The organism is Methylobacterium sp. NPDC097929, from assembly GCF_049543375.1.
Lineage (GTDB): Bacteria > Pseudomonadota > Alphaproteobacteria > Rhizobiales > Beijerinckiaceae > Methylobacterium.
This window is the reverse complement of the sequence record NZ_JBMVEP010000016.1, coordinates 65,125-89,903: the sequence shown is the minus strand read 5'-3', so window position 1 is coordinate 89,903 and position 24,779 is coordinate 65,125. Positions and strand designations below refer to the sequence as shown.

Here is a 24,779-nt window from a genome sequence, read left to right as displayed (position 1 = left end):
TTCGGAAGCGCCGACACCCCGGACCATGAAGGACAGCGATCGCCCGATCCAGTCACCCGGATCAGCTCCGCTCCGCCACATCGTCCGAAGACCCCGAAGTGCCTGTCCACCAAGTGGTGGACCGCGGCGCCCCGTCGGTGAAAGTGGGTTTACGGCAGCCCCGCCCCGGCGTCAATCGGAAAATCGAGAAAAGCGCGCCGGGAGCCGCCAGCGGGCATCCGGACGCATTTGCGGGCCTTTGCATCAGCGGGGTGCCGTCCGCGTCGGAGTGCGGATTCAAAAACCCTTCTTCACCTGCGCCAGCGCGCGCGTCAGCCCGTCGGCGACAGCCTCACGAACGCTCGGCGAGGCGTCACGGGCAACGACGACGTGCTCGCAACGCGAGATTAGCGTCAGCGTGCGCAGGCCGAACTCTTCGTCTTCCACCCGGGTCAGCTTGGTCCAGAGCGGGTTGAAGCGCCACTCGCGCCGAACGCCCCGGGGATCGATGCGGGCCAGAGACACCTCGACCGGCGAGATCATGACCTCCTCGAAGGATCGCCCGCGGCGGAAGCTCGCCTTCAGCGCGATGTAGAGCGCCAGCATATCGAGGCCGAAGAAGCCCGCGACGGGCCAGAACCCCTTGCGCCAGCATGCGAAGGAGATGGCCAGGGACACGAGGCAGCACAGGCCCATCACGATCTGGAAGCCGTCCGGGCTGAGGGATTGGTGGGGCCGGATCACAGCCGAGTAGACCGGCCGGTCCATGGTCGCGGGATCGAGCCCGTCGGGATGCGCAGGATTGTTGCCGCTCGCCATGGCGCGAATATAACGCGCCGATGTCCGTGAAAAAACCGTCCGTCCGCAGTTCCGGTGCCGCAGCCCGTGTAAAGGCGCCTGCGAATTCTGCACCGGCGCACGCGAAGCCGCCCAAGCCCAAGGCCAAGCTGCAGGAGACACTGACCAGCGGTGTCGTGACGGCACCGGAACCGGTCGACGACGACACCCTGGTGGAGATCTTCTCGCGACTGCGCGCGGCCGATCCCGAGCCGCGGTCCGAGCTCGCCTACCTCAATCCCTACACGCTGCTCGTCGCCGTGGTGCTCTCGGCCCAGGCAACGGACAAGAGCGTCAACCTCGCGACCGAGCCTCTTTTCGCGATCGCGGACACGCCCGAGAAGATGGTCGCGCTCGGCGAGGAGCGGGTGCGCCACTTCATCCGGACCATCGGCCTGTTCAACACCAAGGCGAAGAACGTCATCGCCCTCTCGCAGATCCTGATCGAGCGGCACGGCGGCGCGGTTCCGCGCGAGGCGGCGGAACTCGAAGTCCTGCCCGGCGTCGGCACCAAGACCGCGAGCGTGGTACTCAACGTGGCGTTCGGCGTGCCGCGCATCGCGGTCGACACCCACATCTTCCGGGTCTCGAACCGCATCCCGCTCGTCACCGCGCCGACGACCGACAAGGTGCAGGCGGGGCTCGAGGCGCGGGTGCCGGAGCCGTTCCGGCTCAACGCCCATCACTGGCTCATCCTGCATGGGCGCTACACCTGCAAGGCCCGCCGGCCCGAATGCCCGCGCTGTGCCATCGCCGATCTCTGCCGCTACCCGTCGAAGACGCTGGCCCTCGCCGCCCTGTCGAGCGGGGATTAGCGCGCCGTATGCGCCCGTGCGGGCAAGGCGTCGGCCGGGCAACGCGTTGTGCTGCAAACCTCATTCCGGTAGATTGATGCTAAGGCGGCCGGGAATGTCTCCCTCGGGGACGTGCTCCGGCCGTCTGCCCGCCAGACGGGCCGCCGCGCCGCGGATTTCGCTTCACGTGCCAGTTCCGAAGGAGCCCCGGCCCCATGGACTTCCTCAAACCACGGTACACGCCTATGAACCGCCGCCGTCGCATCTACGAGGGCAAGGCGAAGGTCCTCTACGAGGGACCGGAGCCGGGAACGCTCATCCAGCACTTCAAGGACGACGCGACCGCTTTCAACGCCAAGAAGCACGAGGTGATCGACGGTAAGGGCGTGCTGAACAACCGGATCTCCGAGTTCGTCTTCCAGCACCTCAACGACATCGGCGTCCCGACGCACTTCATCCGCCGGCTCAACATGCGCGAGCAGCTGATCCGCGAGGTCGAGATCATCCCGCTCGAAGTGGTGGTGCGCAACGTCGCCGCCGGCTCGCTGGCGACGCGGCTCGGTCTCGAGGAGGGCACGCAACTGCCGCGCTCGATCATCGAGTTCTACTACAAGAACGACCAGCTCAACGACCCGATGGTGTCGGAAGAGCACATTACCGCGTTCGGCTGGGCGACGCCCCAGGAGATCGACGACATCATGGCGCTGGCCATCCGCGTCAACGACTTCCTGTCCGGGCTCTTCCTCGGCGTCGGCATCCGCCTCGTCGACTTCAAGATGGAGACCGGCCGCCTGTGGGAAGGCGACCTGATGCGCATCGTCGTCGCCGACGAGATCTCTCCCGATTCCTGCCGGCTGTGGGACACCAAGTCCTCGGACAAGCTCGACAAGGACCGGTTCCGCAAGAATCTCGGCGGTCTGATCGAGGCCTACACGGAAGTCGCCAAGCGTCTCGGCATCATGTCGGAGAACGAGAAGGTGCAGGCCGGCGGCCCGCGCCTCGTGCAGTAGGACGTTCGCTAGACCATCGTGCCGGATATCGTATCCGGCACGATGGTCTAGCCTGTTGTTTCGCACCGTCTTCTTCCGAAAGCCGGCGGCCACCTTTCGGGACGATGCTCTAGCGTCAGCGCGGCTCGACCGGCTCCAGGCCGGTCCAGCCGGGGCGCAGGCGCGCGTGGGTCGAGAGACCGGGGTCGAAACCCGGATGATAATGGGGGTCCTGCGCCAGCAGCGGCCCCCATCGTTCTTTCAGGGCCTCGACCTCGGCGCGGTGCCGCGCCGCAGCCTCGGCGGAGGGGCGGCGGCTGGCCGATTCCCGGTGGTGGAGGACGGCGCCGCCGACAGAGAGGGTGCGCAGGCCGGCCGCGTTGAGGCGCAGGCACAGATCGACGTCGTTGAAGTCGATCCGGAACGACGAGGCGTCGAAGCCACCGACGGAGCGGAATTTTTCGGCTTCGATCACGAGGCAGGCGGCGGTGACGGCCGAGACGGAACGGGTAGCGACAAGACTCCCGAGATAGCCCGGGGCGGCGCCGGGAAAGAAGCGGTGGCCGTGCGTGACGAGCCCGCCGGTGCCGAGCACGATGCCGCCGTGCTGGATGCGACCCTCGCCATCGATCAGCCGCGCCCCGACCGCACCCACGTCCGGACGCAAAGCCTCGCGGACCACGCGCTCCAGCCAGTCCGGGGCCTCGGCCTCGACATCGTTGTTGATGAAGGCCAGAAGCCGCCCGCCCGCCTCGGAGGCGGCCCGGTTGTTGATCGCGGCGAAGTCGAACGGACCGGGACAGGCAACGACGCGCGCCGCGCCCTCCGCTTCCAGTTGACGGAAATAGTCCAGCGTCCCGGGATCGCGGCTGTCGTTGTCGCAGATCAGGATTTCCTTGGCCGGCCAGTCGGTGCGGCGGCGCAGGCTCTCGATGCAGGGCCTGAGAAGGTCGAGCCGGTCCCGCGTCGGAACGATCAGGCTGACGAGGGGGTACGGTTCCGGCAGCGGGCGCACGATCTCGATCACACCGTCGTCCCGCACGAGGGAATGCGCCTCCCCCTCCTCCGACCGCTCGAGGCTTTTACGAACGGCGCTCAGGCGGGCGCGGCGACTGCCCGCGTGCTCCCCCTCCCCTGCCGCATCGGCGCTGAGAAGCGCGAGGATGCGCGGGAGATGGCGTACCGCCCGGCTCCCGAACCGGTCGGCAAGACCGAGCAGAAGGTCGAGCGCTGCGGCACCGGGGACCGGATCGATCCCGGCAGCGAGGGCGGTGGCACGGCGGAAGGCGACGACCGGGCCGACGTAATCGACGGCCCGCAGGTAGTCGGCATCGAAAGCCGGGCGCAGGATGGGCAGCCAGGATGGCCCGGAAGGCAGGCGAACGAGGGCGTCGCCGTAGAGGGCGTGGATGCCTTCATCCGCGAAGGCGGCGGCGATCGCCGCTCCCGCTCCCTCCACGATTGTCCCGCCCGGCGCGGTGAGAAGGATCAGCGGCGGCCCGTCCGGAGCGATACGGATGCGTCCGTCGGCGTCGGGCACGATGGGCTCGATGCCGGCAGCCGCGAGGGCGGCGTCCGACTCATCCCGAGGCACCAGGGACTCGGGTACGCCGAGGTCGTGATGGGCGCCGACCAGCGCGGTGAAGGCTTGAGCCGCCCGCAGCCGGCGGCCCGAGAGGCGGGTCCACAGGATCGTTAGAGCTTCGCTCGGACGGCGCAGCGCCCGGCCGAGGCGTCGAAGGCACCCCGGCACGGGCTCGGCGGCGAAGCGAAGGGCATCGGGAAAGGCGTCGGCATCCGCGCTCATTCCAGTTCCTCGCCGAAGGTCGTGAGCGAGAGAGCCGGATGGTAGAACGGGTCGTGGCGGATCACGGCGCGCCAGCGCTCGGTGAAGGCGGCGGCCTCGCGCTCGAAGCGCTCGCGGGCGGCACCGGTCGGGCGCCCGCGGCTGACCGATTCGAGGTGGGAGAGCACGGCGTGGGGCGTCCACACCGTCTTCCAGCCCCGGGCTCCGAGGCGTAGGCAGAAATCGATGTCGTTGAAATCGACGGCGAAGGCCGCTTCGTCGAAGCCGCCCACCGCTTCGTACTTCTCCCGCGACACCGCGAGGCAGGCCGCGGTGACGCCGGAGACTTCGTGAGCGACGCGCAGGCGGTCGAGATGGCCGCGCGTATCGGCGGGCCGCCGCCGCAGGATGTGGCCCGCCTCGCCGCCGAGCCCCACCACGACGCCCGCGTGCTGGAGCCGTCCGTCGCCGTAGAGGAGCTTGGCGCCGACCGCGCCGACCTCCAGCCGGACGGCCTGACCGACGAGGACGCGCAGCCAGTCGGGCCGCAGCACCGCCACGTCGTTGTTGAGCAGGACCAGGATGTCGCCGCCCGCGCGGCGCACGCCGGCATTGACCATGGCCGAGAAGTTGAAGGGTTGGGGATGCCTCTCGATGCGCACCCGCGGATCGGCACGCAGGTCCTCGTAGAGCGCGAGCACCGCCGGCTCCGTCGATCCGTTGTCGACGATCACCAGCTCGATGGCGGGATAGTCGGTCCTCGTCAGAACGTCCTGCGTCACCCGCGCGATCAGGCCGAGGCGATCGCGGGAGGGAACGATGAGGCTGACCAGCGGCGCGGGCTCCGGCACCGGCCAAGCGAGATCGAGAACCCCGTCACGGGTGAGCGCCTGGGCGGGTGAGCCGGCGGCGCGCAGGTGCCGGTCGAGCCTTTCCACGCGGGCGGACGCCTCGGCGACAGGCTCGCGGCGGCACAGGATGCGGGGCAGGTGGGTGACGCGCGCCGCGCCGCAGGCCGCGAGATCGAGGGCGAGCGCGAAATCCTCGGGTGTCTCCGCCGGCTCGTCGGGCATACGAGCGAGGAAGGCGCGCGTCAGAAGCGCCGGGGCGCCGACATAGCCGGTCGCGAGGGCAAGGTCGGGGCTCCAATCCGGCTTGAGGCGGGGGACGACGCGGCGCCCGCCGGCCTCCTCGTCGGCATAGACCATGTCCGGCCCTTCCTCCGTGACGACCCGGACAAGCAGGCTCAGGGCATCCGGGGTGAGCACGTCGCCCGCGCGCATCACGCCGAACAGGTCGGCATCCCCGCACAGCCCGCGGGCGGTCGCGGCCGGCGTCCAGGCCGCGGACGTGACGCGCGGATCGCTTCCGCGCGGCTTTTCGGGCGCATCGCCGTCGGTCCAGAGGACGCGGAGCGACCAGTCGCGATGCGTCTGCCCGCGCAGGGAAGCCACGCTGCGTGCGACCGCGTCGGCCCGGGCGCGGGACGCGAATAGGACGAGGCGAATCCGCAGGGCGGGAGCCATCGGCGCGCTCGCGGACGGCCGCAGGCGCGGCGCCTTCCAGGCCGGGTAGCGGCGCAGGGGCGTCACCGCGCAGGCCCCGCGCAGGCTGTCGCGCCAGCGCCGCTCGTCGCGCCGCGCCAGGGCATGCAGGGCCGTCGCGGCGCGAAGCGGACGCTTGAGGAGAGCCTCCGCGAACACGCTTCGGGCGCTGCGCAGCCCGACCCGCTCCAGCACGAAGCCCGCTTCGGCGGCGATCTCGATCCCCTCGCAGTCCGGCGGCAGGTAGCCGAGCCAGCGCGCGGCGCCGAGGGCGAGCCCCGGCAGCACAAGGGTGTCCCGCCGCCCCGCGGCGCGCAGCAGCCGCAGGAGCGGGCGTTGCGGCCGGGCGCGCGCCGGGAGCGTGTAGCTCAGGACGATCCAGGCGCCCCGCGGGGCGCCCGGCAGTTCGAGGCGGCGGTCGAAGAGAGGGCCGTCGGCGGGCAGGAGGGAGAACGGCGTCTCCCGGCCTCGCCACAGGTCAGGAAGGGCGATGCCGTCCTCCGGGGTTCGACCCCTCTCGCTCGGGCGCTTCCATCACTCGGCCGCCGGGGCGTCGCTCTGTTCGGCGGCCGCGGCGGCCGGCGCCGGCTTGCGGCGGCGGGCGACCGGCTTGGCGCGGGCGGCCGCGCTCGCCAGGCTCACCTCGATATCGTAGCCCATCGCCTTGTCGGCCGGCACGCTAAGATCGTTCTCGATCACCGTCGCCTCGCCCTGGGCGGAGCCTGCAGCGACCGGCACCGCGACGCGATGGGTGCGGGCCATGACCGGCTGCTCGTTGTACTTCACGGAGATCGTCACTGGCACGTCGAAGCGGCCGGGTGCGCCGGCCGGACCGAGCAGGGCGCGCAGTTCGACGCCGACCCGGACCGCCACCGAGCCGTCCGGCCGCGCCTTGCACTCCCGGCTGAGCCGGCCGAACACGACCTGATGCCGCAGTCTCGTCTTGTCCCCGGCCGCGCCCGCGAAGGCCTGCACCGCGGCGCCGCCATCGGGCACGAAGACGGGCGGACAATAGACGTCGTCGGGGTCCTGCGCCTTGGGCGCCGTGACCGGAGAGGTGCCGCCCTCGCCGCCGCCGAACATGTTCTTGAAGAAGCTTCCCGTCTCGGCCCGCGCCGAACCGGGGGCGAAGCCGGGCGCGGCGAGCACGAGCCCGCCGAGGATCAGCCATGCCCCGCGCATCGTTCCCCTTCCTTCACTCATGAAGCGCTCGCAACTAGAATAGGGGCAGCCCTACTTCAGCGTATCGAAGCCGGGGCCGAATCCCTTCATCGAGACCGGAATGCCGACGCCTTCTTCGGGCGTCTGGAAGATGATGAAGGTGGCCTGCGTCCCGCTGCGGAGCGAGCGGATCAGGCCCTCGTCCATGACCACCTCGGCGACGCAGCCCGTCGTCAGGCAGCGCACGAAGCTCGCGCGGCCGATATCGGTCTGGTCGATCTTGAGACCGAGCCCCGAGGGCAGCAGCACGCCGAGCGGCGCCACCACCCGGAGCAGGTAGCCGCGGTTGTCGGCGGTCTTCAGCACGATGACGACGAGGTTGAGGTTCGGCCGGTCCTCCGCCGCCACGTACTGCACCAGGGCACATTGCTCGGCCTTGGCGCCCGCGGGCGTCTCGCAGCGCTGCTGCCAGTCGTCGAAGGTCTTGCGCACGGTGCCCTGCGCCTGCGCCACAGGGCTGCCGGCCAGCATCGTCGCGGCAGCCAGGGCCGCTCGGGCGACACCGCGCCGGCCCGCTCCCGAGCGTCCCGCCCGAACCACGGCCGCAAACAGACTCATACGAACTCCGATGGATCACTTCGCGGCGCGCGGGAACCGGCGGGAGTCCCCCGCGCGCTGGCGATGGGCGTCCTCCCGAGGGCCGCGCGGGCCCGGCTGTTGGGACCATGCGGGTATCCCGCTGTCAAGCAATCGCGGCGAAGGTGTGTCGGAGCGGCTACCGCTCGGCACCCACCTGCCCTAGTGTAAGGCCAAGCTCATCCTTCGAGGAACCCGCCATGCGCCGCCTCGCTCAACCCGTCACCCTCGCGGCGCTCATCGTCGCCGCGGGCTGCGGGAGCGCTTCCGCCCTGTCCCTGCCCTTCGAGGAATCGGATTATCTGCCGCCGGAAGCGACGACGACCTATATCGAGCGCTCCCTCAATCACCAGGCCCCGCTCACGGTCGAGCATCCGCCGGTCGAGCGGAATCCGCGCGGACGCCGCGGCGACGCCGCCGCCATCGCCGGATTCTGCCGGGACGGGGGTACGGTCCTGCGCCGGGACGAACTCGGCCGCCCGACCTACCTGCGCCAGCGAGAAGTCTGCGACAACGTCGCTCCGCGCACCCTGTGGCCCGGTCATGTCGATCCACGCCCGACCTGGCCGGCGGAGCGCAGCCGCGCCCGCAGCCGGGCGATCGTCACCAAGGGCTGAGCCCACCGGTCCGGACCGGTCTCAGCCGTAGCGGTGCAGCTCCGAGCCGTGCCGCTTCAGCCAACGCTCCGCCTCCTCCACATGGGGGCAGAGTTCATTCGTGAGCGCCCAGAAGCGGGGTGAGTGGTTCATCTCGCGCAGATGCGCCATCTCGTGGGCGACGAGGTAATCGAGCACCACCGGCGGCGCCAGGATCAGGCGCCAGGAGAAGTTCAGCTCTCCCCGCGCCGTGCAGGAGCCCCAGCGGCTGCGTGTGTCGCGCAGCGTCACCCGCGCCGGGCGCTGCCCGAGCCGTGCCGCGTAGGTCGCCACCGAGAGCGAGAGGTCGCGCCGCGCCTCGCGAACCAGGAATTCGCGCACGCGCCGGGGCATGTGCGCGGCCTCGCCCGGGACAGCGAGCGTCCCGCTCGCGGTATCCGCCTCCGCCGCGCCGCGGCCCTCCCGCGCCAGGATCCGAAGCGGAACGCCCCGCACGGGGATGACGGAGCCGGCCGTGAACGGCACCCGCTCCGGCAACTTGGCGAGGCGCGCGGCGATCCAGCCGCCGTGGCTCTGGGCGAACTTCTGAGCGGTGGCGAGGGAGGACCGGGTCGGCAGCGTCAGCACCACGGCGCCCGTGGCACTGGAGACCCGCAGGGTCAACCGGCGCGCGGTCGGGCGCCGCAGAATCGCAACGCGGAGCGATTGCCCGTCGTGGGTGATCTCGATGTGATCCGGATCCGGCCGTCGCAGCAGGGCGCGCGTCATGGCCGCCAACCTAGCCGCAGCGGGCCGGCTCAGCCATCCCGGCCATCCTGCGCTCACCGAAAATTCACACGCGGCCGCGTCAGGCGCCCGCCTCCATCTCCCGCACGAAGCGGGCGATGCGCGGCGCGATGACGGAGCGATAGCGCGAGCCGTTGAACACACCGTAATGTCCCACCTTCTCCTGAAGGTGGTAGGCCTTGCGCGCCTCCGGCAGGTTGGGGGTGAGGTCGAGAGCCGCCCGGGTCTGGCCGACGCCGGAGATGTCGTCGTTCTCCCCCTCGACCGCGAGGATGGCGCAGCGGCGGATCGCGGCGGGATCGACGAGCTTGCCCGCGTGGCGCATGCGCCCGCGCGGCAGGGCATGATCGACGAACACGGTCTGAACCGTCTGCAGGTAGAACTCGGCCGTGAGGTCCATCACGGCGAGATACTCGTCGTAGAAGTCGCGGTGCTTCTCCGCCGAGTCGCCGTCCCCTGTGACGAGATGGTGGAACATGTCCGTGTGCGCGGTGACGTGCCGGTCGAGGTTCATCGCCATGAAGCCCGAGAGCTGCAGGAAGCCCGGATAGACCCGCCGCAACGCACCGGCATAGAACGGCGGCACGACCGTGATGCAGTTCTTCTCGAACCACTCCATGCCGCGCTCCTGCGCGAGGCAGTTCACGGCGGTCGGCGAACGGCGGGTGTCGATCGGGCCACCCATCAGCGTCATCGAGACCGGCACGTCGGCCGAACCCGCCGCCTCGGCGAGCGCGACCGCGGCGAAGACGGGCACGGCCGGCTGGCAGACGGCCATGAGGTGCAGGTCCGGCCCGAGGTCGCGGAACATCGCCCGCAGGTAATCGATATACGTGTCGAGATCGAAGCGACCCTCGAGCAGCGGCACCATCCGCGCGTCGGACCAATCCGTGATGAAGACTTGGTGATCGGGCAGCATCGCCTCGACGGTGCCGCGTAGGAGCGTCGCGTAATGGCCCGACATCGGCGCCACGATCAGGAGCTTCGGCTGAGGCTGGACCGGGCCGTGGGCGAAGGCGCGATCGAAGGTGATCACGCGGCAGAACGGCTTTTCCCAGACGACCCGCTCCGTCACCGGCACGGGCCGGCCTTCGACCACGGTCGTGGTGAAGCCGAAGGCCGGCTTGCCGTAGCGCCGGGTCACCCGCTCGAACATCTGGAGGGCGGCCGAAGCCGACCGGGCATAGGGGCCGTAGGCGAAGGGGTTTCCCGGGTTTTGCAGGCTGTGCCGCGCCGCATCGGCCGCGAGCCGGGCAGGCGTCAGCATCGCGCGCGCGGTCTCGTACCAGACATATGCCAGGTCCATCTCGGCATCCCTCAACCCGTCTCTGGAAGCGCTCTTAACAGATGTTGGTCTGCGGGTGACCCATCGAATCGACGCATGAAGAGCCGTTCGACCATCATCGCACCCGCGGATGTCACAGTAGACGCGGCCCCGGCCAGCCCTATCGTAGCGCCACTATGATCGACGCGGCCCACGAAACCCTCACGCCGACGGGCCGCCACCTGCGGCTCGACACCTTCGTGCGCCTGCGCTGGCTGGCCCTGACCGGGCAGAGCGCCGCCGTGATCGGTGCCCGGTTCGGTCTCGGGCTGAACCTGCCCTTCGGCTGGTGCTTTCTCGTCATCGCCGCCTCGTGCTGGCTGAACCTCGCCCTGCGCATCCGCTTTCCGGCAAGCTACCGCCTCAGCGACGACTCGGCCGCCCTGCTGCTCGCCTTCGACATCGTCCAGCTCGCCGGCCTACTGTTCCTCACGGGCGGCCTTCAGAACCCGTTCTCGCTCCTGTTTCTCGCCCCGGTGCTGATCTCGGCCACCGCCCTGCCGCCGGAGCGGACCCTGGCGCTCGGCCTTCTCGCGGTCGGCCTCGCCACCCTGCTGGCGCTGGTGCACCGTCCCCTGCCCTGGTTCGCCGACGGGCGCATCGAGTTGCCCTTCCTCTACGTTTCTGGCGTCTGGACCGCGATCCTTCTCGGCACCGCCTTCACCGGCGTCTACGCGTGGCGCGTGGCGGAGGAGACCCGCCAGCTCGCCCAGGCGCTCGCGGCGACCGAACTCGTGCTCGCCCGCGAACAGCACCTGTCGCAGCTCGACGGGCTCGCCGCGGCGGCGGCACACGAACTCGGCACACCGCTCGGCACCATCATGGTCGTGGCCAAGGAACTCGACCGGCAGCTCGGCCCCACCGCCTCTCCGGCGGTGGCCGAGGATCTGAGCCTGCTGCGGGATCAGGTGGATCGCTGCCGCGGCATCCTCTCGAAGCTGACTTCCATGGGCGAGGAGACCGAGGAGGGCGGCGGCTTCCTCGCCACCGTCACCTTCGGCCACCTGATCGAGGAGTTGGTGGAGCCTCAGCGCGCGCTGGGCGTCGCCGTCGAGGTGTCCATGCAGGGCGAGGGCCCCGAACCCGTCTGCCGGCGCAATCCCGGTGTGATGTTCGGCCTTGCCAACATCCTCGACAACGCCGTCGACTTCGCCGAGTCGCGGGTCACGGTCGAGGCACGCTGGAATGCCGAGCGCGTCTGGCTGGCGATCCGCGACGACGGCCCGGGCTTCCCGAGCGAGGTGCTGTTGCGGGCGGGCGAGCCCTACGTGACGACCCGCGGCCGCGGTCGCTCGCGCGAGGCCGACCAGACAGGGGGAGGGCTCGGTCTCGGCCTCTTCATCGCCAAGACGCTGATCGAGCGGTCCGGCGCGCAGCTCATGCTCTCGAACAGTACGGAAATCGGACAGCACGGCGCCGCGGTCCGGATTTCCTGGGCGCGTCACATTTTCGAGAGGGATGCGATTGCGCCCCAACGCGTTGCGCACAATTCTCTGAGACCCCTAACGGAACGCGATGCCGCACCCATATAATGCGTTCAGATGACACGAACCGACGAGGAGCGCCGCATGCTGACGCAGAGCGGTACGACAGTGGCGGGCTCGGACGCCGCTTTTCTTTCCGAATCCGATCCCTTGGCCGCCTTCAGCGATCGCAGCTTGCTGATCGTTGACGACGACAAGCCTTTCTCGACCCGACTGGCCCGGGCGATGGAAGCGCGCGGCTACGAAGTGCACGTGGCCGAGAGCGTCAACGAGGGCGTGGCGGCCGTCGAGAGCCGGGCGCCGGCCTTCGCCGTGATCGACATGCGCTTGGCCGATGGCAACGGGCTCGACGTGATCGCTCGCCTCAAGGAGCGTCGCCCCGAAGCGCGCGGCGTGATCCTGACCGGCTACGGCAACATCGCCACGGCGGTCACGGCGGTGAAGCTCGGCGCCTTCGACTATCTCGCCAAGCCGGCGGATGCCGACGAGATCCACGGCACGCTCATGGCTCAGCCGGGCGAGCGCGCCGATCCGCCGGAAAACCCGATGTCCGCCGACCGGGTGCGCTGGGAGCATATCCAGCGCGTTTACGAGCTGTGCGGGCGCAACGTCTCCGAGACGGCGCGGCGGCTCAACATGCACCGCCGCACACTTCAGCGCATTCTCGCCAAGCGGGCACCGCGCTGACCCTCGAAGGGCCGGCGGATCGAACCGCCGGCCCTTTTCATTCTGCCGTAGCCCGGCGCCGGCTGTCGCGGTGCGGCCGAAACGGGCCGGGGCGCCGTCTGGTCCGGAGCGCGCGCGGGGCCGGTCTTTCGGCATGAGCGCTGCCGTCTCTGATTGCCGATGGAATGGGGGCATCCGTCCGGAACGGTTGCGCCGGATACCGGGCTCGGGCTAGTTCGCCTGAAGAGACGGAACGGGTGCGCGCGTATGCGAAACCTCATCACGATTTTGAGCCTGATGATCCTGGTCGGAACCGAAGTGTTCGCGGCGGCCATCGCGGCCGGCTGGGCACTCGCCGGCCTGCTCGATCTGGGTGATCGCGTCGGGCATGTGCTCATGGGCGTGTTCAGCCTGATCGCGGGCTGGATCATGCTGCAGCTTTGGCGCCGGGCCACCGAGGCCGAGCCGATCGGCTCGACAGCGCGCCGCTAGAACGCTCGCGAGCCGCGAGCCGGCTCGCCGCAGGCGCCTCGCACGGCAGCGAACACCGCCCTCCTCCGTCCCGGCCTCGTCGCTCGATCGACGCGGCCCGCCGACCCTCCAGACGAGTCCCCGCCATGAAAGCCCGCATCGTCGTCACCTTGAAGACCGGCGTCCTCGACCCGCAGGGGAAGGCGATCGAAGCGGCCCTGACCTCGTTCGGGATCGACGCGATCTCCGGCGTGCGCCAGGGCAAGGTCTTCGATCTCGAAGTGGCGGGCGAGAACCGGGAGCAGGCGGAGGCGGTTCTGAAGGCCGCCTGCGAGAAGCTGCTCGCGAACACCGTCGTCGAGAACTACGCGATCGAGATCGCCTGATGCGCGCGGCCGTCGTCGTCTTCCCGGGCTCCAATCGCGACGGCGACGTGGCCCGGGCCCTCCGGCGCTCCGGAGCCGAGGTCGCCAGCATCTGGCACACCGAGACGGAACTGCCCGCGGGCACCGATCTCGCGGTCGTGCCGGGCGGCTTCTCCTACGGGGATTACCTGCGCTGCGGCGCCATTGCCGGCCGGGCCGCGGCGATGGACGCGGTTCGGGCGCACGCCGCGAAGGGCGGCCTCGTGCTCGGCATCTGCAACGGCTTCCAGATCTTGTGCGAGTCGGGCCTGCTGCCCGGCGTGCTGATGCGCAACGTCAACCGCCGCTTCATCTGCCACCGGCAGTTCCTGCGGGTCGAGCGTACCGATACGCGCTTCACCTCGGCCTACCGCGAGGGACAGGTCATCGACGTCTGCGTGGCCCACGGCGAGGGCAACTACTTCGCCAATCCCGACACGATCCGCCGGCTGGAGGACGAGGGCCGCGTGGCCTTCCGCTACTGCGACGCCGAGGGCGGGCTCACGGAGGATGCCAACCGCAACGGTTCGCTCAACGCCATCGCCGGCATCTATTCGGAGCAGCGCAACGTGCTCGGCATGATGCCGCACCCGGAAAACTTCGTGGACGCCTTGGTCGGCGGCACGGACGGCAAGGGCCTGTTCGACAGTCTCGCCGCCTGATCGGCGCGTCTCGGATCGCTTCGCGCTCGTCTCACTCCGTCATCGCGAGGCGAAGCCGAAGCGATCCAGGGCGCGACAGCTCCGGACGGGGCTGCGACCTCGATCGCTCTACCTCGCCTCGACGATGCGAGACGAACATCAAAACCCGGTGAGGCCGCGTTCGCCCCTTCCGGTATGACGGGCACCGGCGAGGGTCAGTGGCCCTCGAACTCCATCAGCGTGCGCACGGTGACGCCGAGGTCGCGCAGACGCTGGGCGCCGCCGATCTCGGGCAGGTCGATCACGAAGCAGGCGGCCACCACCTCGGCGCCGAGCTGGCGCAGCAGGTTCACCGCCGCCGTGGCGGTTCCACCGGTGGCGATGAGATCGTCGACGAGGATCACCCGGTCGCCCGGCCGGATCGCATCGACGTGGATCTCGATCTCGTCGGTGCCGTATTCCAGCGCGTAGGCGGTCGAGACGGTCTTGTGGGGCAGCTTGCCCTTCTTGCGGATCGGCACGAAGCCCGAGGAGAGCTGGTGCGCCACCGCCCCGCCGAGGATGAAGCCGCGCGCCTCGATGCCCGCGACCTGATCGATCCGGCCGCCCGCATAGGGGTGGACCAGCGAATCGACCGCGCGGCGGAAGGAGCGCGGGTCGCTCAGCAGGGTGGTGATGTCGCGGAAGATGATGCCCGGCTTCGGATAGTCGGGAATCGAGCGGACCGAATCCTTGAGGGCGGAGTGGCGGCGGGCTTCCATGCGGGACGCTCGTTTCTCGGAGGAACGCGGGGGTCGGAACAGGAGGTGCGGCGGGCCTGCGATGCCTCGCGCCCTCAGGCGGCGGCCTTGCGCAGGAGGCCGATCAGCTCGCGGTGCAGCACCTCGTTGCCGCAGGCCACGGAGCGGGCCGCGAGCGGCTCCGCGCCGCCGTCGGCGCTGGAGACGAAGCCGCCGGCCTCGCGCACGAGGATGATGCCGGCCGCGATGTCCCAGGTCTGCAGGTCGCGCTCCCAGTAGAGGTCGGTCCGGCCGCAAGCGACGTAGGCGAGATCGAGCGCCGCCGAGCCGAAGCGGCGGGTGCCGCCGGAAACCGCCATCACCGCGGCGATCTCCTTCAGCAGCCGGCCGTGGCTGCCGCGGCCGAGATAGGGCGTGCCGTAGGCCACCACCGCGTCGGCGAGATCCTGGCGGCCCGAGACGCGCAGGCGCCGGTTGTTGAGGAAGGCGCCCTTGCCGCGCTCGGCGATGAACAGCTCGTCCTTGGCCGGATCGTAGATCACGCCGGCCACGATCTGACCGTCGCGCTCGAGCCCGACCGAGATCGCGAAATGCGGGATGCCGTGCAGGAAGTTGGTGGTGCCGTCGAGGGGATCGACGTGCCAGGTATGGCTCCGGTCGGTGCCCTCGATGTTCCCGCTCTCCTCCATGATGAGGCCGTAGCCGGGCCGCGCCTTCATCAGCGCATCGCGCAGGACCTCCTCCGCCTTCCGGTCGGCGGCCGAGACGAAGTTGCCGGGCCCCTTACGGGAGACCTGCAGGTTCTCGATCTCGCCGAAGTCGCGCTTGAGCCCACGGGCGGCCTTGCGCACGGCATCGACCATGACGGTCATGAGGGGAGAGTTGATCATGCGGTTCGGCTCGAAGCCCCCTGGGGGCGCCATGCGGGAAGAGGAATCTGTCAGCGCTTCTATACGCCTCGCGCCGCAGCGCCAGAGGTGATCGCGCAGGGCGGACATCCGCCGCCTCGCACCCGCGCCCCCTCAGACCCGTACCGCGAGGTAGCGAAGGGTCTCGGAGCGCGGGTCGGCCGCGCGCATCAGCCCGCCCATGACGGCCACGCCCGCCGCCCCGGCCTCGCGGCAGGCGCGGGCGTGTTCCGGCTCGATCCCGCCGAGCGCGAAGACCGGGAGACCGGAACGGGCGACCGCTCGAAACACCTCGGGGCCGAGGACCGGCCCGTAGCCGGGTTTGCTGGCAGAGGGGAAGACCGGGCTCAGCGTCGCGTAATCGGCGCCGCTTTCCGCCGCGGTCTCGACCTCCGGGATGGAATGGGCCGAAATCCCGATCAGGGCCGCCGGTCCGAGTTTTTCGCGCGCCGAGCGGATGCCCGTGCGTCCCGCCGATCCGGACAGGTGGACGCCCCGCGCACCGGTCTCAAGCGCGAGCTCGACATCGCCGCCGACGACCAGCGTACCGTCGAGCGGCCGGAGCAGCGCGATCAGGTCGCGGGCGAGATCCCGCCGCGCGTCCCGGTCGAGGTCGCGGTCGCGCAACCAGACGAAGCGCGCGCCGCCCGCCACCGCCGCGCGGACGGTCTCGATCAGCGGGCGGGCCGCGCCATGCCGGTCGGTGACGACGAGGAGCGGCGGGAGCGCCGCCCCCGCCCTCACGAGCCGACGAGGCCGAGTTGCGGGCTCGACGGCTCGGCCCGGCCGCGGCGCGGAATCCGCCCGGCCCGATACGCGAGGCGGCCCGCCTCGACCGCGTGGCGCATGGCGCTTCCCATCCGCACCGGATCGTCCGCCTTGGCGACCGCCGTGTTGATGAGGCAGGCGGCCGCACCCAGTTCCATGGCGATCACCGCGTCCGAGGCGGTGCCGATGCCGGCATCGACGATGACCGGCACCTTGGCCCGGCGACAGATCAGTTCGAGATTGGCCGGGTTGGCGACGCCCATGCCGGAGCCGATCAGCGAGCCCATCGGCATCACCGCGGCGCAGCCGAGATCGGCCAGCCGCTCGCAGACGACGGGGTCGTCGTTGCAATAGGGCAGCACGGTGAAGCCGTCGTCCACGAGGTGGCGGCAGGCTTCCAGCAATTCGGCCACGTCGGGGTAGAGCGTCTCGCGGTCGCCGATCACCTCGACCTTGATCCAGTCCGTGCCGAGCGCCTCGCGGGCGAGCTCCGCGGTCATGATGGCGTCGCGGGCCGTCTCGCAGCCGGCGGTGTTGGGCAGGAAGCGCGCGCCCTTCAGCTTCTGGAACGTGTCCGAGCCGTGCCCTTGGAGCGAAACCCGACGGATCGAGGCCGTGACGACCTCCGCGCCCGAGGCGCGCACCGCTTCGGCCATGATCTCCTGGCTCGGATAGCCCGCGGTCCCGATGAACAGGCGCGAGGAGAGCCGAACGCCGGCGATCTCCAGCGCATCCCCCGGTTCGGCGGCCGATCCGGCGGATGTCTGCGCGAGGGTGGTGTCGTGGTGATTCATGTCAGCCTCCCTGCATGGCACGGACGATCTCGATGCGGTCGCCCTCGTTGAGTGTGGTCTCGGCCCAGGCGTTCCTGCGCACCACCCGGCCGTTGAGCGCGATGGCGATGCCCTCGGCGCTCTCGATGCCCCGCTCCTCGGCCTGCCACGCGAACAGGGCGGCGAGGTCGCTCTCGGGGCGCTCGCAGGGCTCTCCGTTGACGGTCAGCCTCATGCCACCGCCCTCCCCCGGGCGTCGCCCTGCGCTCCGAACCGCGCCCGGCCGAAGCCGCGGGCGAAGTCCGGCAAGGTGCCGTCACCCAGCAGCGCGGCCACCGCGTCCGCGGTCGCCGGAGCGAGCAGGTAGCCGTTGCGGTGATGGCCGGTGGCGACGACGAGACCGGGCGCGACGGCCTCGATGATCGGGGCATCGTCGTCCGACGTCGGGCGAAAGCCGCTCCAGACCGCGTCCACTTCCATCTCCTCGATGCCCGGGAGGACGCGGCGCGCGCCCTCCAGCAGGGCGAACAGGCCGCCCGCGGTGACGCCGCTGCGGAAGCCGCAATCCTCGACCGTGGCCCCGACGATGAGGTGCCCGTCGCCCTTGGGCGCCATGTGCACCGCGTCGGTCCAGACCATGCGGGACAGGGTGCCGGTGCGCTTGGTCGTGCGCAGAGCCAGCGACTGGCCCTTCAGCGGCCGGACCGGCAGGGCGAGTTCGTCGGGCAACAGGCCCGCCTCGCCGCTCCAGGCGCCCGCGGCCAGGATCACGGTCTCGGCCGAGAGCGTGCGCTCACCGACCCGCAGGCCGGTGAAGCGCCCACCCTGCCGCGCGAGCCCGTCGACCGCGACGCGCTCGACGATGGTGACGCCAGCTGCCTCGCAGGCGCGCAGCAGCGCCTCCATGACGAGACGCGGATCGACCTGCGCGTCGAGCGGGCAGAGGATGCCCGCGGTCACGTTCGGGCGCAGCAGCGGCTCGCGGGCGCGAACCTCCGGGCCGGACAGCCACTCGGCGGCGACGCCGGAGCGGCGCTGGAGATCGTGGCGGAAGCGCAGGCGCTCCACCTCGTCCCGGCCGATGGCGATCACGAGCGTGCCGTCCTCACGGTAATCGATGGTGCGGCCGGACGCCGCCTGGAGCGCGTCGCGGAAGGCCGGCCAGCGCTGAAGGGATTCGAGAGCCAGGGGCAGCAGCAGGTCGGAGCCCGGCTCGTGCTCGGCGGCCGGGGCCAGCATGCCGGTGGCCGCGAGGCTCGCGCCGCTGCCGACGCTCACGCGCTCGACCACGACGACGGAGCGGCCGGCCTGCGCCAGGCGCCAAGCGATGGAGAGGCCGATCAGCCCGGCGCCCACCACGGCCACGTCGGCTCGGGGCGGCAACTCGGCCGCGCGGGGGCGCAGCGCCAGGGTCCGGCGCTGACCGATCGGGGAGGTCAGCAGATCTGACATCGGGAAACGTGCCTTCCGCAGGGTTGCCCGCAGGAACTGGCACCATGTGCTTCGATCGAAGCGGGTCCGCTCGCGACGAGCCGCCCTTCAGGTCCAATCCCTACGCCGGTATGAGCCGGATCAGGTTCGAAGGATTTCCGCGCTGCCGGCAACGGCGATAGCGGTTTCTCAGCCCCTTGTCGGGGATCTCCCTGGAACGTTCCCGATGTGGGCCCGCGCGGCCCCGCGGTCAATCCCCCTCGCAGCGGTCTGCGATTACTCGGCGGCGGCCTTCGTCGCCGCCTTCGTTGCGATCTTGCGCCCCGGCCGGAACACGGGCATCGGCTCGTCGAAGCCGTCGAGGGCGTGACTCCCCAGCGGTTCGGGATCGCCCCAGAGGAAGTCGACGAAGGGCTTCGACATCAGGAGCGGCTCCTGAAGCGTGCGGTTGAGCCGCGCTAGGCGGCTCGCCAGGTTTACGTCACGGCCGATCACGGTGAAGTCGAGCCGGGTGCCGGAGCCGACATTGCCGTAGGCCGCCTCGCCGTGGTGGAGCGCGATGCCGGCATCGACCGTGCGGGCGCCCTCGCCGAAGCGCCCGACGCTATTCGCCTCGGCCAGCGCGGCGAGCGCCGATTCCGCCGCCATCAGCGCGCTTTTGGCCGCCCCGCCGAGGTCGTCGCCCGGCTCGCGGAAGATCGCGAGCAGGCCGTCGCCCAGATATTTCAGCACCTCGCCTCCCTCCCGCTCGATCGGCGGGACGAGGCAGTCGAAGAAGGCGTTGAGGAGATCGACCGCGCCCTCGGGCGTCCGGTTGGCCGAGAGCCGGGTATAGTCGCGCATGTCCGCGAACAGGATCGCCGAGCGGATGCGGCGCACCTGTCCGCGGCGGATGTCGCCCGCCAGGATCGCCCGGTGCGGCTCGTCGCCGACATAGATGCGCAGCACCGTGTCGAGTTGCTTGTTGAGCAGGCGCATCTCCATCACCGCCGCCAGCGTCGGCATGACGAAGCGCAGGATCGCGATATCCTCGTCGCGGAAGCCGTCCTCGGCGCGGGTGGCGAAGGTGATGCCGTTCTTGGTGCCGTTGGTGAAGATCAGCGGCGCCACGACGTAGTGCGTGTAGCCGTCGGCCTTCAGCTCGGGGATGACGGCGTAGGCGTTGTCGGCGGTCTCGGACAGATCGATGATCAGCCACGCGCCGGATTCGTGCACGGTGTAGAAGGGGCTCGCCCGGTAGGCCTTCACGGAGGCCTCGCCATGGGGAAAGAGCCGCACGGAAGTTCCGGCCTCCCGGTTCCACACCCGCCCGACGCCCGAGTATTCGGAGTGAAGGGTGTCGATCGTGGTGGAGGCGCGATCGACGGGCACGCCGAGCGCGTTTAGGTGTTCGGCGAGCCCGGCCAGCAGGTCGTCGGCCTTGGGCAGGCGCGCGCCTTCGCCGAGCAGCCAGTCACGCAGCCCGACGCAGGCCTGGAGCGACCCGAACGGGACGTCCTCGGCTTCCGATCCGTCGGCGAGGGCGGTCGGTAGGGGTCTCGGGGCGTCCGCGTCGCGCATCGGGGGAAGGTGGGCTCTCGGGGCGTCGAAGCAAGGCTCGTGGCGCATGGGCGTCCCCATCCGGGGCCATGGCTGCGGAGCACTTTTTGCGAACGGCCGAAGGGGCCGGCGGGGCCGCCGATCATGCACGGGACCGGGACGCCGGATCAAGGGATTGGGTCAGCGCGTCTGCCGTCCAGGCGGCTCTGCTCCAGAGCGGCCGGGTCTCACGGGCCGGCCCTTGATCGCACTCCCGGCAGCGATCCCGTTTGCGGCCTTCAGCGACCGCTTCCCGTTCACCCAAACGAAAGGACCGCCCCGAAGGGCGGCCCGTGGGTCTTCCGCTCAGTTGTCGAGGAAGCTTCGAAGCTTGCGTGACCGGCTCGGGTGCTTGAGCTTGCGCAGGGCCTTCGCCTCGATCTGGCGGATGCGCTCGCGGGTGACCGAGAACTGCTGACCGACCTCTTCGAGGGTGTGGTCCGTGTTCATGCCGATGCCGAAGCGCATGCGCAGGACGCGCTCTTCGCGCGGCGTCAGCGAGGCCAGCACGCGGGTCGTGGTCTCGCGCAGGTTCGACTGGATCGCGGCATCGATCGGCAGGACGACGTTCTTGTCCTCGATGAAGTCGCCGAGGTGGCTGTCCTCCTCGTCGCCGATCGGCGTTTCGAGCGAGATCGGCTCCTTGGCGATCTTGAGAACCTTGCGGACCTTCTCCAGCGGCATGGCCAGCTTCTCAGCCAGCTCCTCCGGGGTCGGCTCGCGCCCGATCTCGTGCAGCATCTGGCGCGAGGTTCGGACGATCTTGTTGATCGTCTCGATCATGTGCACCGGAATGCGGATCGTGCGCGCTTGGTCGGCAATCGAGCGGGTGATGGCCTGCCGGATCCACCACGTGGCGTAGGTCGAGAACTTGTAGCCGCGGCGGTACTCGAACTTGTCGACCGCCTTCATCAGGCCGATGTTGCCCTCTTGGATCAGGTCCAGGAACTGCAGGCCGCGGTTGGTGTACTTCTTGGCGATCGAGATCACGAGGCGGAGGTTGGCCTCGATCATTTCCTTCTTCGCCTGGCGGGCCTCGCGCTCGCCCTTCTGCACCATCGCGACGATCTTGCGGTACTCGCCGATCTGGAGGCCGGTCTCGGAGGCGAGCGTCAGGATCTGCTCGCGCAGGTCGGCGACCTGCCGGCCACCCTTCTCGACGAAGTTCTTCCAGCCCCTGCCGCCGAGCGTCGCGACCCGCTGCATCCAGTTCGGGTCGAGTTCCCAGCCCTGGTAGTGGCGCAAGAACTCGTCGCGGGCGACGCCGTGATGCTCGGCCGCGCGCATGAGGCGGCCCTCGTGCGAGATGAGGCGCTTGTTGATGTCGTAGAGCTGCTCGACCAGGGCCTCAATGCGGTTGGCGTTGAGCGAGAGCGACTTCACGTCGGTGACGACGATGTCCTTCAGCTCGGCCTGCTTCTTGGTCTGGGCGGAGGTGGGCGTGCCCCCACCCGTCTTCAGCTCCGTCTCCTCGTTCTGGAGCTTGCGCAGCTTGCGGTAGTTCGAGGCGATGTTGTCGAAGGTTTCGAGAACGCGCGGCTTGATCTCGGCCTCCATGGCCGCGAGCGACACGTTGTTCTCCATGTCGTCCTCGTCGTCGCCGCCTTCCGGCGGGACGGCGCCTTCGCCCTCCTCGGACTCCTCACCCTCGGCTTCCGCCTCCTGCGGCGCGCCGCGGGCGTCGGGGCCGGCATAGGTGGCCTCCAAGTCGATGATGTCGCGCAGCAGCACCTTGCCGTCGACGAGCTCGTCGCGCCAGATGATGATGGCCTGGAAGGTCAGCGGGCTCTCGCAGAGACCTGCGATCATCGCCTCGCGGCCGGCCTCGATGCGCTTGGCGATCGCGATCTCGCCCTCGCGCGAGAGCAGCTCCACAGAGCCCATCTCGCGCAGGTACATGCGCACGGGATCGTCCGTGCGGTCGGTCGGCTCGCGGGTGGTGGGCGCCGCCACCGCAACGGCGCGGGAGCTGGATGTCTCGGCGACCTCGCCGCCCTCGGCGCTCTCCTCCTCCTCGGAGGCCTCGCCGTTGGTCTTGGCCTCGGTCGCGGTTTCCTCGGATTCCTCGGCCTCGACGACGCGGATGCCCATGTCGTCGAGCTGCGCGAGCACGTCCTCGATCTGGTCGCCGTCGACCTGACCGTCGGGAAGAACCTCGTTGATCTCCTCGTAGGTGACGTAGCCGCGCTTCTTGGCGAGCTTGACCATCCGCTTGACGGCGGCATCCGTCAGGTCAAGGAGGGGGCCGTCCGTCGGTTGATCCTGGGCGGCGTCCGCATCGTCCCGCTCGGTTGCCTTCGTTGCCATGCTCAGCCTATTGTTCTCGTGGCGGCGGCGCAGGCTGAGCCCGCGCGCTCCGCGAAAGACCCGTCGCAATGTAGTGGAATGGCGCGCTTGTCGAGTGCCCGCGCCGATTCTCGTTGCATCCGCTCTAACGTGCCGTACGTTGACCGACCGTTAACCAAGGCGGCCTCCGGCCGCCATCGCAGTTCGGACACGCTGGCAAGAATTCATTCCCCTTCGAGAGCCTCCGCTTCCGCTTCGGCCGCCGCGATCACCGCCAATTGCTGCTGCACGTCGCACAGCCAAGCGAAGTTGGCCTCGGAGCCATCCTCGGCAAGAGCGCGTTCGGCTTGGTGAAGTTCGCTATGTAGCGCTCCCGTCTGCCGGTGCAAGATCACGGCCTGATGCAGGGTATGTTCCAGGCGTTGCGGGTCGGCGTTCGGATCGAGCATCCAGCGATCGCCGGGATTGACCAGCGCCAGGAGCCGCGCATGCGCCTCCTCCAGTCCGGCCCGGCGCAGGCGCGAGTCCACCAGTTCCGGCTCCGGGGTGCCGGCCTCTGCGGCCCGGTCGAGCAGGAGGTTGCGCAGCAGGTTTGCATCCGGGTTGGAGAGTTCGAGGGCGGCCAGCGCCTCCTCCTCGATTCCGAGCAGTTCCGGATGCGCAAGCAGGCTCATGACGATCATGGCTTCGCGCTTGGCCGAGCGCCCGCCGAAAGCGGGAGCCGGCGCCCCCGCCTTCAGCAGCGGATTGAAGCCGGTGGTGATGCGCGGCGAGGGCGGCGGGTCGCCCGGGCGGGGACGGCGCTGGAACGGCGCGGCCCGCGATCCGCCGGCGTAGCCGCGCGGCCCGCGCTCGGGCCGGCCGCCCGACAGGCCGCGCAGCCGCTCCTCGATGTCGTCGCGGTAGAAGCGTCGCACGGTCTCATCACGGATGCCGGCCACCGCCTCCCGCAGCGTCCGGGCAAGGCCGGCCCGGCGTTCCGGCGTGTCGAGGGGGCCGGCCTCGGTCTCGCGCGCCCACAGCACCTCGACGAGGGGCCGCGCGCCCGCCAGCACCGTCTCGATGGCCGCCGGGCCGCCCGAGCGCATCAGGTCGTCGGGGTCCTGGCCCTGCGGCAGCATCGCCACGCGCAGGGACTTGCCGGGCTCGAGCATGGGAAGCGCCACGTCGAGCGCCTTGAAGGCCGCCCGCTGGCCCGCCCCGTCGCCGTCGAAACAGAGGATCGGCTCGTCGGCATGCCGCCAGAGCAGGGCGAGCTGATCCTCGGTCAGCGCGGTGCCGAGCGGCGCGACCGTCTCGGGGTAGCCCGCCAGCGTCATGGCGATGACGTCGACATAGCCCTCAACCGCGACGATGCGGCTGCGGTCGTGCGCGGCCTTTCGGGCGGCGTGCAGGTTGTAGAGCATCCGCCCCTTGTGGAAGAGCGGGGTCTCCGGCGAGTTCATGTACTTCGCCTTGGCCTCCGCCTGCATCGCCCGGCCGCCGAAGGCCACGACCCGGCCGCGGATGTCGAGGATCGGAAACATGATCCGGTCACGGAACTTGTCGTAGGGCACCGACACGCCCTCGGCGGTGGCGAGCAGCCCCAGTTCCAGCATCAGGTCGCGATCGACGCCCTTGGCCGCGAGATGGTCGCGCAGGGCGTAGCGTCCGGAGAGGGAATAGCCGAGCCGGAACGTCTTGCGCGTGGCCTCGCTCAGGCCGCGCCGGTCGAGATAGGCCCGCGCTTCGCCGCCGGCCTGCCCGCGCAACTGATCCTCGAAATAGACGGCGGCGAGTTCCATGACTTCGAGCGCACCCTTGCGCCGCTCTTCCGCCTGCTCGCTCTCGACCGTCATCTTGGGCAGGGTGACGCCCGCCTCGCTCGCCAGCCGCTCGACGGCCTCGGGAAAGCTCAGGCCCTCGGTCTCCATCAGGAAGGTGAAGATGTCGCCGTGCTTGCCCGACGAGAAGCAATGGTAGAATTGCTTCTGGTCGTTCACGTAGAACGAGGGCGTCTTCTCGGCGTTGAAGGGCGAGAGCCCGCGCCACTCGCGGCCCGCCTTCTTCAGCCGCACGCGCCGGCCGACCACCTCGGAGGCGGACACCCGGGAACGGATCTCTTCGAGAATGTGGGGCGGGTAGCGCACGGCGTTCTTCGGTGAAGCGGATCGCTCGGACGAGGACCGGCTCGGCCCAACAGTCTAGCGCAGGCGGC

The 24,779-nt window shown here is 70.1% G+C and carries 24 protein-coding genes and 1 riboswitch; of the genes, 8 read left to right on the top strand and 16 right to left on the bottom strand.

Annotated elements, in window-relative coordinates; all coding sequences use genetic code 11:
- Positions 1 to 276: 276 nt before the first annotated feature.
- The gene (locus tag ACPCJR_RS23885; RefSeq protein ID WP_391515273.1) at positions 277 to 798 is read right to left on the bottom strand and encodes a DUF2244 domain-containing protein; all 522 of its coding nucleotides are present in this window, start codon (positions 796 to 798) and stop codon (positions 277 to 279) included.
- 20 nt (positions 799 to 818) lie between these two features.
- Here ACPCJR_RS23885 and nth point away from each other — a divergent pair, with 20 nt between their 5' ends.
- Positions 819 to 1,631, top strand: a complete 813-nt coding sequence (gene nth, locus ACPCJR_RS23880; protein WP_391515275.1) for an endonuclease III — start codon at positions 819 to 821, stop codon at positions 1,629 to 1,631.
- Between the two features lie 194 nt (positions 1,632 to 1,825).
- The gene (gene purC / locus ACPCJR_RS23875) at positions 1,826 to 2,620 is read left to right on the top strand and encodes a phosphoribosylaminoimidazolesuccinocarboxamide synthase (RefSeq protein ID WP_391515277.1); all 795 of its coding nucleotides are present in this window, start codon (positions 1,826 to 1,828) and stop codon (positions 2,618 to 2,620) included.
- 115 nt (positions 2,621 to 2,735) lie between these two features.
- On the opposite strand, the gene ACPCJR_RS23870 is transcribed toward purC, so the two are convergent.
- From ACPCJR_RS23870 to ACPCJR_RS23855, 4 genes are all read right to left on the bottom strand, one after another.
- Complete coding sequence (locus tag ACPCJR_RS23870) at positions 2,736 to 4,406, bottom strand: glycosyltransferase family 2 protein (RefSeq protein ID WP_391515279.1); 1,671 nt, start codon at positions 4,404 to 4,406, stop codon at positions 2,736 to 2,738.
- Positions 4,403 to 6,217 (bottom strand): glycosyltransferase family 2 protein, encoded by a 1,815-nt coding sequence (locus ACPCJR_RS23865; protein ID WP_391515281.1) that lies wholly within the window; start codon positions 6,215 to 6,217, stop codon positions 4,403 to 4,405. Before ACPCJR_RS23865 ends, ACPCJR_RS23870 begins: the two co-directional genes overlap by 4 nt.
- 246 nt (positions 6,218 to 6,463) lie before the next feature.
- Positions 6,464 to 7,111 (bottom strand): hypothetical protein, encoded by a 648-nt coding sequence (locus ACPCJR_RS23860; RefSeq protein WP_391515283.1) that lies wholly within the window; start codon positions 7,109 to 7,111, stop codon positions 6,464 to 6,466.
- A 51-nt stretch (positions 7,112 to 7,162) separates the two neighbouring features.
- Positions 7,163 to 7,708 carry an invasion associated locus B family protein gene (locus ACPCJR_RS23855; RefSeq protein WP_391515285.1) on the bottom strand — a complete coding sequence of 182 codons (546 nt, stop codon included), beginning with the start codon at positions 7,706 to 7,708 and terminating at the stop codon, positions 7,163 to 7,165.
- 218 nt (positions 7,709 to 7,926) lie between these two features.
- Between ACPCJR_RS23855 and ACPCJR_RS23850 the strand changes: the two genes are divergently transcribed.
- A complete protein-coding gene (locus tag ACPCJR_RS23850) occupies positions 7,927 to 8,343 on the top strand; it encodes a hypothetical protein (RefSeq protein WP_391515287.1) in 417 nt (138 codons plus the stop codon).
- A gap of 21 nt (positions 8,344 to 8,364) precedes the next feature.
- Here the strand turns inward: ACPCJR_RS23850 and ACPCJR_RS23845 are convergent, their stop codons facing one another.
- Both ACPCJR_RS23845 and ACPCJR_RS23840 read right to left on the bottom strand, forming a co-directional pair.
- On the bottom strand, positions 8,365 to 9,090 hold the full coding sequence (locus ACPCJR_RS23845; protein ID WP_391515289.1) for a M48 family metallopeptidase: 726 nt from the start codon (positions 9,088 to 9,090) through the stop codon (positions 8,365 to 8,367).
- Between the two features lie 79 nt (positions 9,091 to 9,169).
- A complete protein-coding gene (locus tag ACPCJR_RS23840; protein WP_391515291.1) occupies positions 9,170 to 10,414 on the bottom strand; it encodes a polyhydroxyalkanoate depolymerase in 1,245 nt (414 codons plus the stop codon).
- Between the two features lie 155 nt (positions 10,415 to 10,569).
- Here ACPCJR_RS23840 and ACPCJR_RS23835 point away from each other — a divergent pair, with 155 nt between their 5' ends.
- The 5 genes from ACPCJR_RS23835 (at position 10,570) to purQ (ending at position 14,119) form a co-directional block, all read left to right on the top strand.
- Positions 10,570 to 11,964, top strand: coding sequence for an ActS/PrrB/RegB family redox-sensitive histidine kinase (locus ACPCJR_RS23835; protein ID WP_391515293.1), 1,395 nt, complete (start codon positions 10,570 to 10,572; stop codon positions 11,962 to 11,964).
- 36 nt (positions 11,965 to 12,000) lie between these two features.
- Positions 12,001 to 12,603 (top strand): ActR/PrrA/RegA family redox response regulator transcription factor, encoded by a 603-nt coding sequence (locus ACPCJR_RS23830; protein ID WP_110350947.1) that lies wholly within the window; start codon positions 12,001 to 12,003, stop codon positions 12,601 to 12,603.
- Between the two features lie 246 nt (positions 12,604 to 12,849).
- On the top strand, positions 12,850 to 13,074 hold the full coding sequence (locus ACPCJR_RS23825) for a hypothetical protein (RefSeq protein ID WP_391515295.1): 225 nt from the start codon (positions 12,850 to 12,852) through the stop codon (positions 13,072 to 13,074).
- A gap of 125 nt (positions 13,075 to 13,199) precedes the next feature.
- Entirely contained in the window at positions 13,200 to 13,439 is a 240-nt protein-coding gene (gene purS / locus ACPCJR_RS23820) for a phosphoribosylformylglycinamidine synthase subunit PurS (protein WP_391515297.1), read from the top strand.
- Entirely contained in the window at positions 13,439 to 14,119 is a 681-nt protein-coding gene (gene purQ / locus ACPCJR_RS23815) for a phosphoribosylformylglycinamidine synthase subunit PurQ (protein WP_391515299.1), read from the top strand. Before purS ends, purQ begins: the two co-directional genes overlap by 1 nt.
- A 194-nt stretch (positions 14,120 to 14,313) precedes the next feature.
- Here the strand turns inward: purQ and ACPCJR_RS23810 are convergent, their stop codons facing one another.
- The 9 genes from ACPCJR_RS23810 to dnaG all read right to left on the bottom strand — a co-directional run bounded on the left by ACPCJR_RS23810 (position 14,314) and on the right by dnaG (position 24,711).
- Entirely contained in the window at positions 14,314 to 14,859 is a 546-nt protein-coding gene (locus tag ACPCJR_RS23810; protein WP_391515301.1) for an adenine phosphoribosyltransferase, read from the bottom strand.
- A 74-nt stretch (positions 14,860 to 14,933) separates the two neighbouring features.
- Positions 14,934 to 15,728 (bottom strand): inositol monophosphatase family protein, encoded by a 795-nt coding sequence (locus ACPCJR_RS23805; RefSeq protein ID WP_110350665.1) that lies wholly within the window; start codon positions 15,726 to 15,728, stop codon positions 14,934 to 14,936.
- Positions 15,729 to 15,860: 132 nt separating this feature from the next.
- Positions 15,861 to 16,490 (bottom strand): thiamine phosphate synthase, encoded by a 630-nt coding sequence (locus ACPCJR_RS23800; RefSeq protein ID WP_391515304.1) that lies wholly within the window; start codon positions 16,488 to 16,490, stop codon positions 15,861 to 15,863.
- Complete coding sequence (locus ACPCJR_RS23795) at positions 16,487 to 17,308, bottom strand: thiazole synthase (RefSeq protein WP_391515306.1); 822 nt, start codon at positions 17,306 to 17,308, stop codon at positions 16,487 to 16,489. Before ACPCJR_RS23795 ends, ACPCJR_RS23800 begins: the two co-directional genes overlap by 4 nt.
- Before the next feature lies 1 nt (position 17,309).
- Positions 17,310 to 17,522: a sulfur carrier protein ThiS gene (gene thiS / locus ACPCJR_RS23790; protein WP_391515308.1), complete on the bottom strand. Its 213-nt coding sequence runs from the start codon at positions 17,520 to 17,522 to the stop codon at positions 17,310 to 17,312.
- Entirely contained in the window at positions 17,519 to 18,739 is a 1,221-nt protein-coding gene (gene thiO, locus ACPCJR_RS23785; RefSeq protein WP_391515310.1) for a glycine oxidase ThiO, read from the bottom strand. The genes thiS and thiO overlap by 4 nt, the downstream gene beginning before the upstream one ends.
- A gap of 79 nt (positions 18,740 to 18,818) precedes the next feature.
- Positions 18,819 to 18,941: riboswitch (TPP riboswitch) on the bottom strand.
- A 53-nt stretch (positions 18,942 to 18,994) separates the two neighbouring features.
- A complete protein-coding gene (locus tag ACPCJR_RS23780; RefSeq protein WP_391515415.1) occupies positions 18,995 to 20,278 on the bottom strand; it encodes an adenylate/guanylate cyclase domain-containing protein in 1,284 nt (427 codons plus the stop codon).
- A 324-nt stretch (positions 20,279 to 20,602) separates the two neighbouring features.
- Positions 20,603 to 22,603, bottom strand: coding sequence for an RNA polymerase sigma factor RpoD (gene rpoD, locus ACPCJR_RS23775; RefSeq protein WP_110350670.1), 2,001 nt, complete (start codon positions 22,601 to 22,603; stop codon positions 20,603 to 20,605).
- Positions 22,604 to 22,806: 203 nt separating this feature from the next.
- Positions 22,807 to 24,711 (bottom strand): DNA primase, encoded by a 1,905-nt coding sequence (gene dnaG / locus ACPCJR_RS23770; RefSeq protein ID WP_391515312.1) that lies wholly within the window; start codon positions 24,709 to 24,711, stop codon positions 22,807 to 22,809.
- Positions 24,712 to 24,779 lie beyond the last annotated feature (68 nt).

What these genes read in the sequence shown, in the direction of transcription:
- ACPCJR_RS23840 (WP_391515291.1), bottom strand. Translation starts at nt 10,414, where the DNA reads ATGGACCTGGCATATGTCTGGTACGAGACCGCGCGCGCGATGCTGACG.
- ACPCJR_RS23810 (WP_391515301.1), bottom strand. Translation starts at nt 14,859, where the DNA reads ATGGAAGCCCGCCGCCACTCCGCCCTCAAGGATTCGGTCCGCTCGATT.
- ACPCJR_RS23870 (WP_391515279.1), bottom strand. Translation starts at nt 4,406, where the DNA reads ATGAGCGCGGATGCCGACGCCTTTCCCGATGCCCTTCGCTTCGCCGCC.
- ACPCJR_RS23830 (WP_110350947.1), top strand. Translation starts at nt 12,001, where the DNA reads ATGCTGACGCAGAGCGGTACGACAGTGGCGGGCTCGGACGCCGCTTTT.
- purS (WP_391515297.1), top strand. Translation starts at nt 13,200, where the DNA reads ATGAAAGCCCGCATCGTCGTCACCTTGAAGACCGGCGTCCTCGACCCG.
- ACPCJR_RS23835 (WP_391515293.1), top strand. Translation starts at nt 10,570, where the DNA reads ATGATCGACGCGGCCCACGAAACCCTCACGCCGACGGGCCGCCACCTG.
- ACPCJR_RS23805 (WP_110350665.1), bottom strand. Translation starts at nt 15,728, where the DNA reads ATGATCAACTCTCCCCTCATGACCGTCATGGTCGATGCCGTGCGCAAG.
- thiO (WP_391515310.1), bottom strand. Translation starts at nt 18,739, where the DNA reads ATGTCAGATCTGCTGACCTCCCCGATCGGTCAGCGCCGGACCCTGGCG.
- ACPCJR_RS23850 (WP_391515287.1), top strand. Translation starts at nt 7,927, where the DNA reads ATGCGCCGCCTCGCTCAACCCGTCACCCTCGCGGCGCTCATCGTCGCC.
- ACPCJR_RS23795 (WP_391515306.1), bottom strand. Translation starts at nt 17,308, where the DNA reads ATGAATCACCACGACACCACCCTCGCGCAGACATCCGCCGGATCGGCC.
- thiS (WP_391515308.1), bottom strand. Translation starts at nt 17,522, where the DNA reads ATGAGGCTGACCGTCAACGGAGAGCCCTGCGAGCGCCCCGAGAGCGAC.
- ACPCJR_RS23825 (WP_391515295.1), top strand. Translation starts at nt 12,850, where the DNA reads ATGCGAAACCTCATCACGATTTTGAGCCTGATGATCCTGGTCGGAACC.
- ACPCJR_RS23780 (WP_391515415.1), bottom strand. Translation starts at nt 20,278, where the DNA reads ATGCGCGACGCGGACGCCCCGAGACCCCTACCGACCGCCCTCGCCGAC.
- ACPCJR_RS23855 (WP_391515285.1), bottom strand. Translation starts at nt 7,708, where the DNA reads ATGAGTCTGTTTGCGGCCGTGGTTCGGGCGGGACGCTCGGGAGCGGGC.
- ACPCJR_RS23860 (WP_391515283.1), bottom strand. Translation starts at nt 7,111, where the DNA reads ATGCGCGGGGCATGGCTGATCCTCGGCGGGCTCGTGCTCGCCGCGCCC.
- purC (WP_391515277.1), top strand. Translation starts at nt 1,826, where the DNA reads ATGGACTTCCTCAAACCACGGTACACGCCTATGAACCGCCGCCGTCGC.
- ACPCJR_RS23885 (WP_391515273.1), bottom strand. Translation starts at nt 798, where the DNA reads ATGGCGAGCGGCAACAATCCTGCGCATCCCGACGGGCTCGATCCCGCG.
- ACPCJR_RS23845 (WP_391515289.1), bottom strand. Translation starts at nt 9,090, where the DNA reads ATGACGCGCGCCCTGCTGCGACGGCCGGATCCGGATCACATCGAGATC.
- nth (WP_391515275.1), top strand. Translation starts at nt 819, where the DNA reads ATGTCCGTGAAAAAACCGTCCGTCCGCAGTTCCGGTGCCGCAGCCCGT.
- rpoD (WP_110350670.1), bottom strand. Translation starts at nt 22,603, where the DNA reads ATGGCAACGAAGGCAACCGAGCGGGACGATGCGGACGCCGCCCAGGAT.
- purQ (WP_391515299.1), top strand. Translation starts at nt 13,439, where the DNA reads ATGCGCGCGGCCGTCGTCGTCTTCCCGGGCTCCAATCGCGACGGCGAC.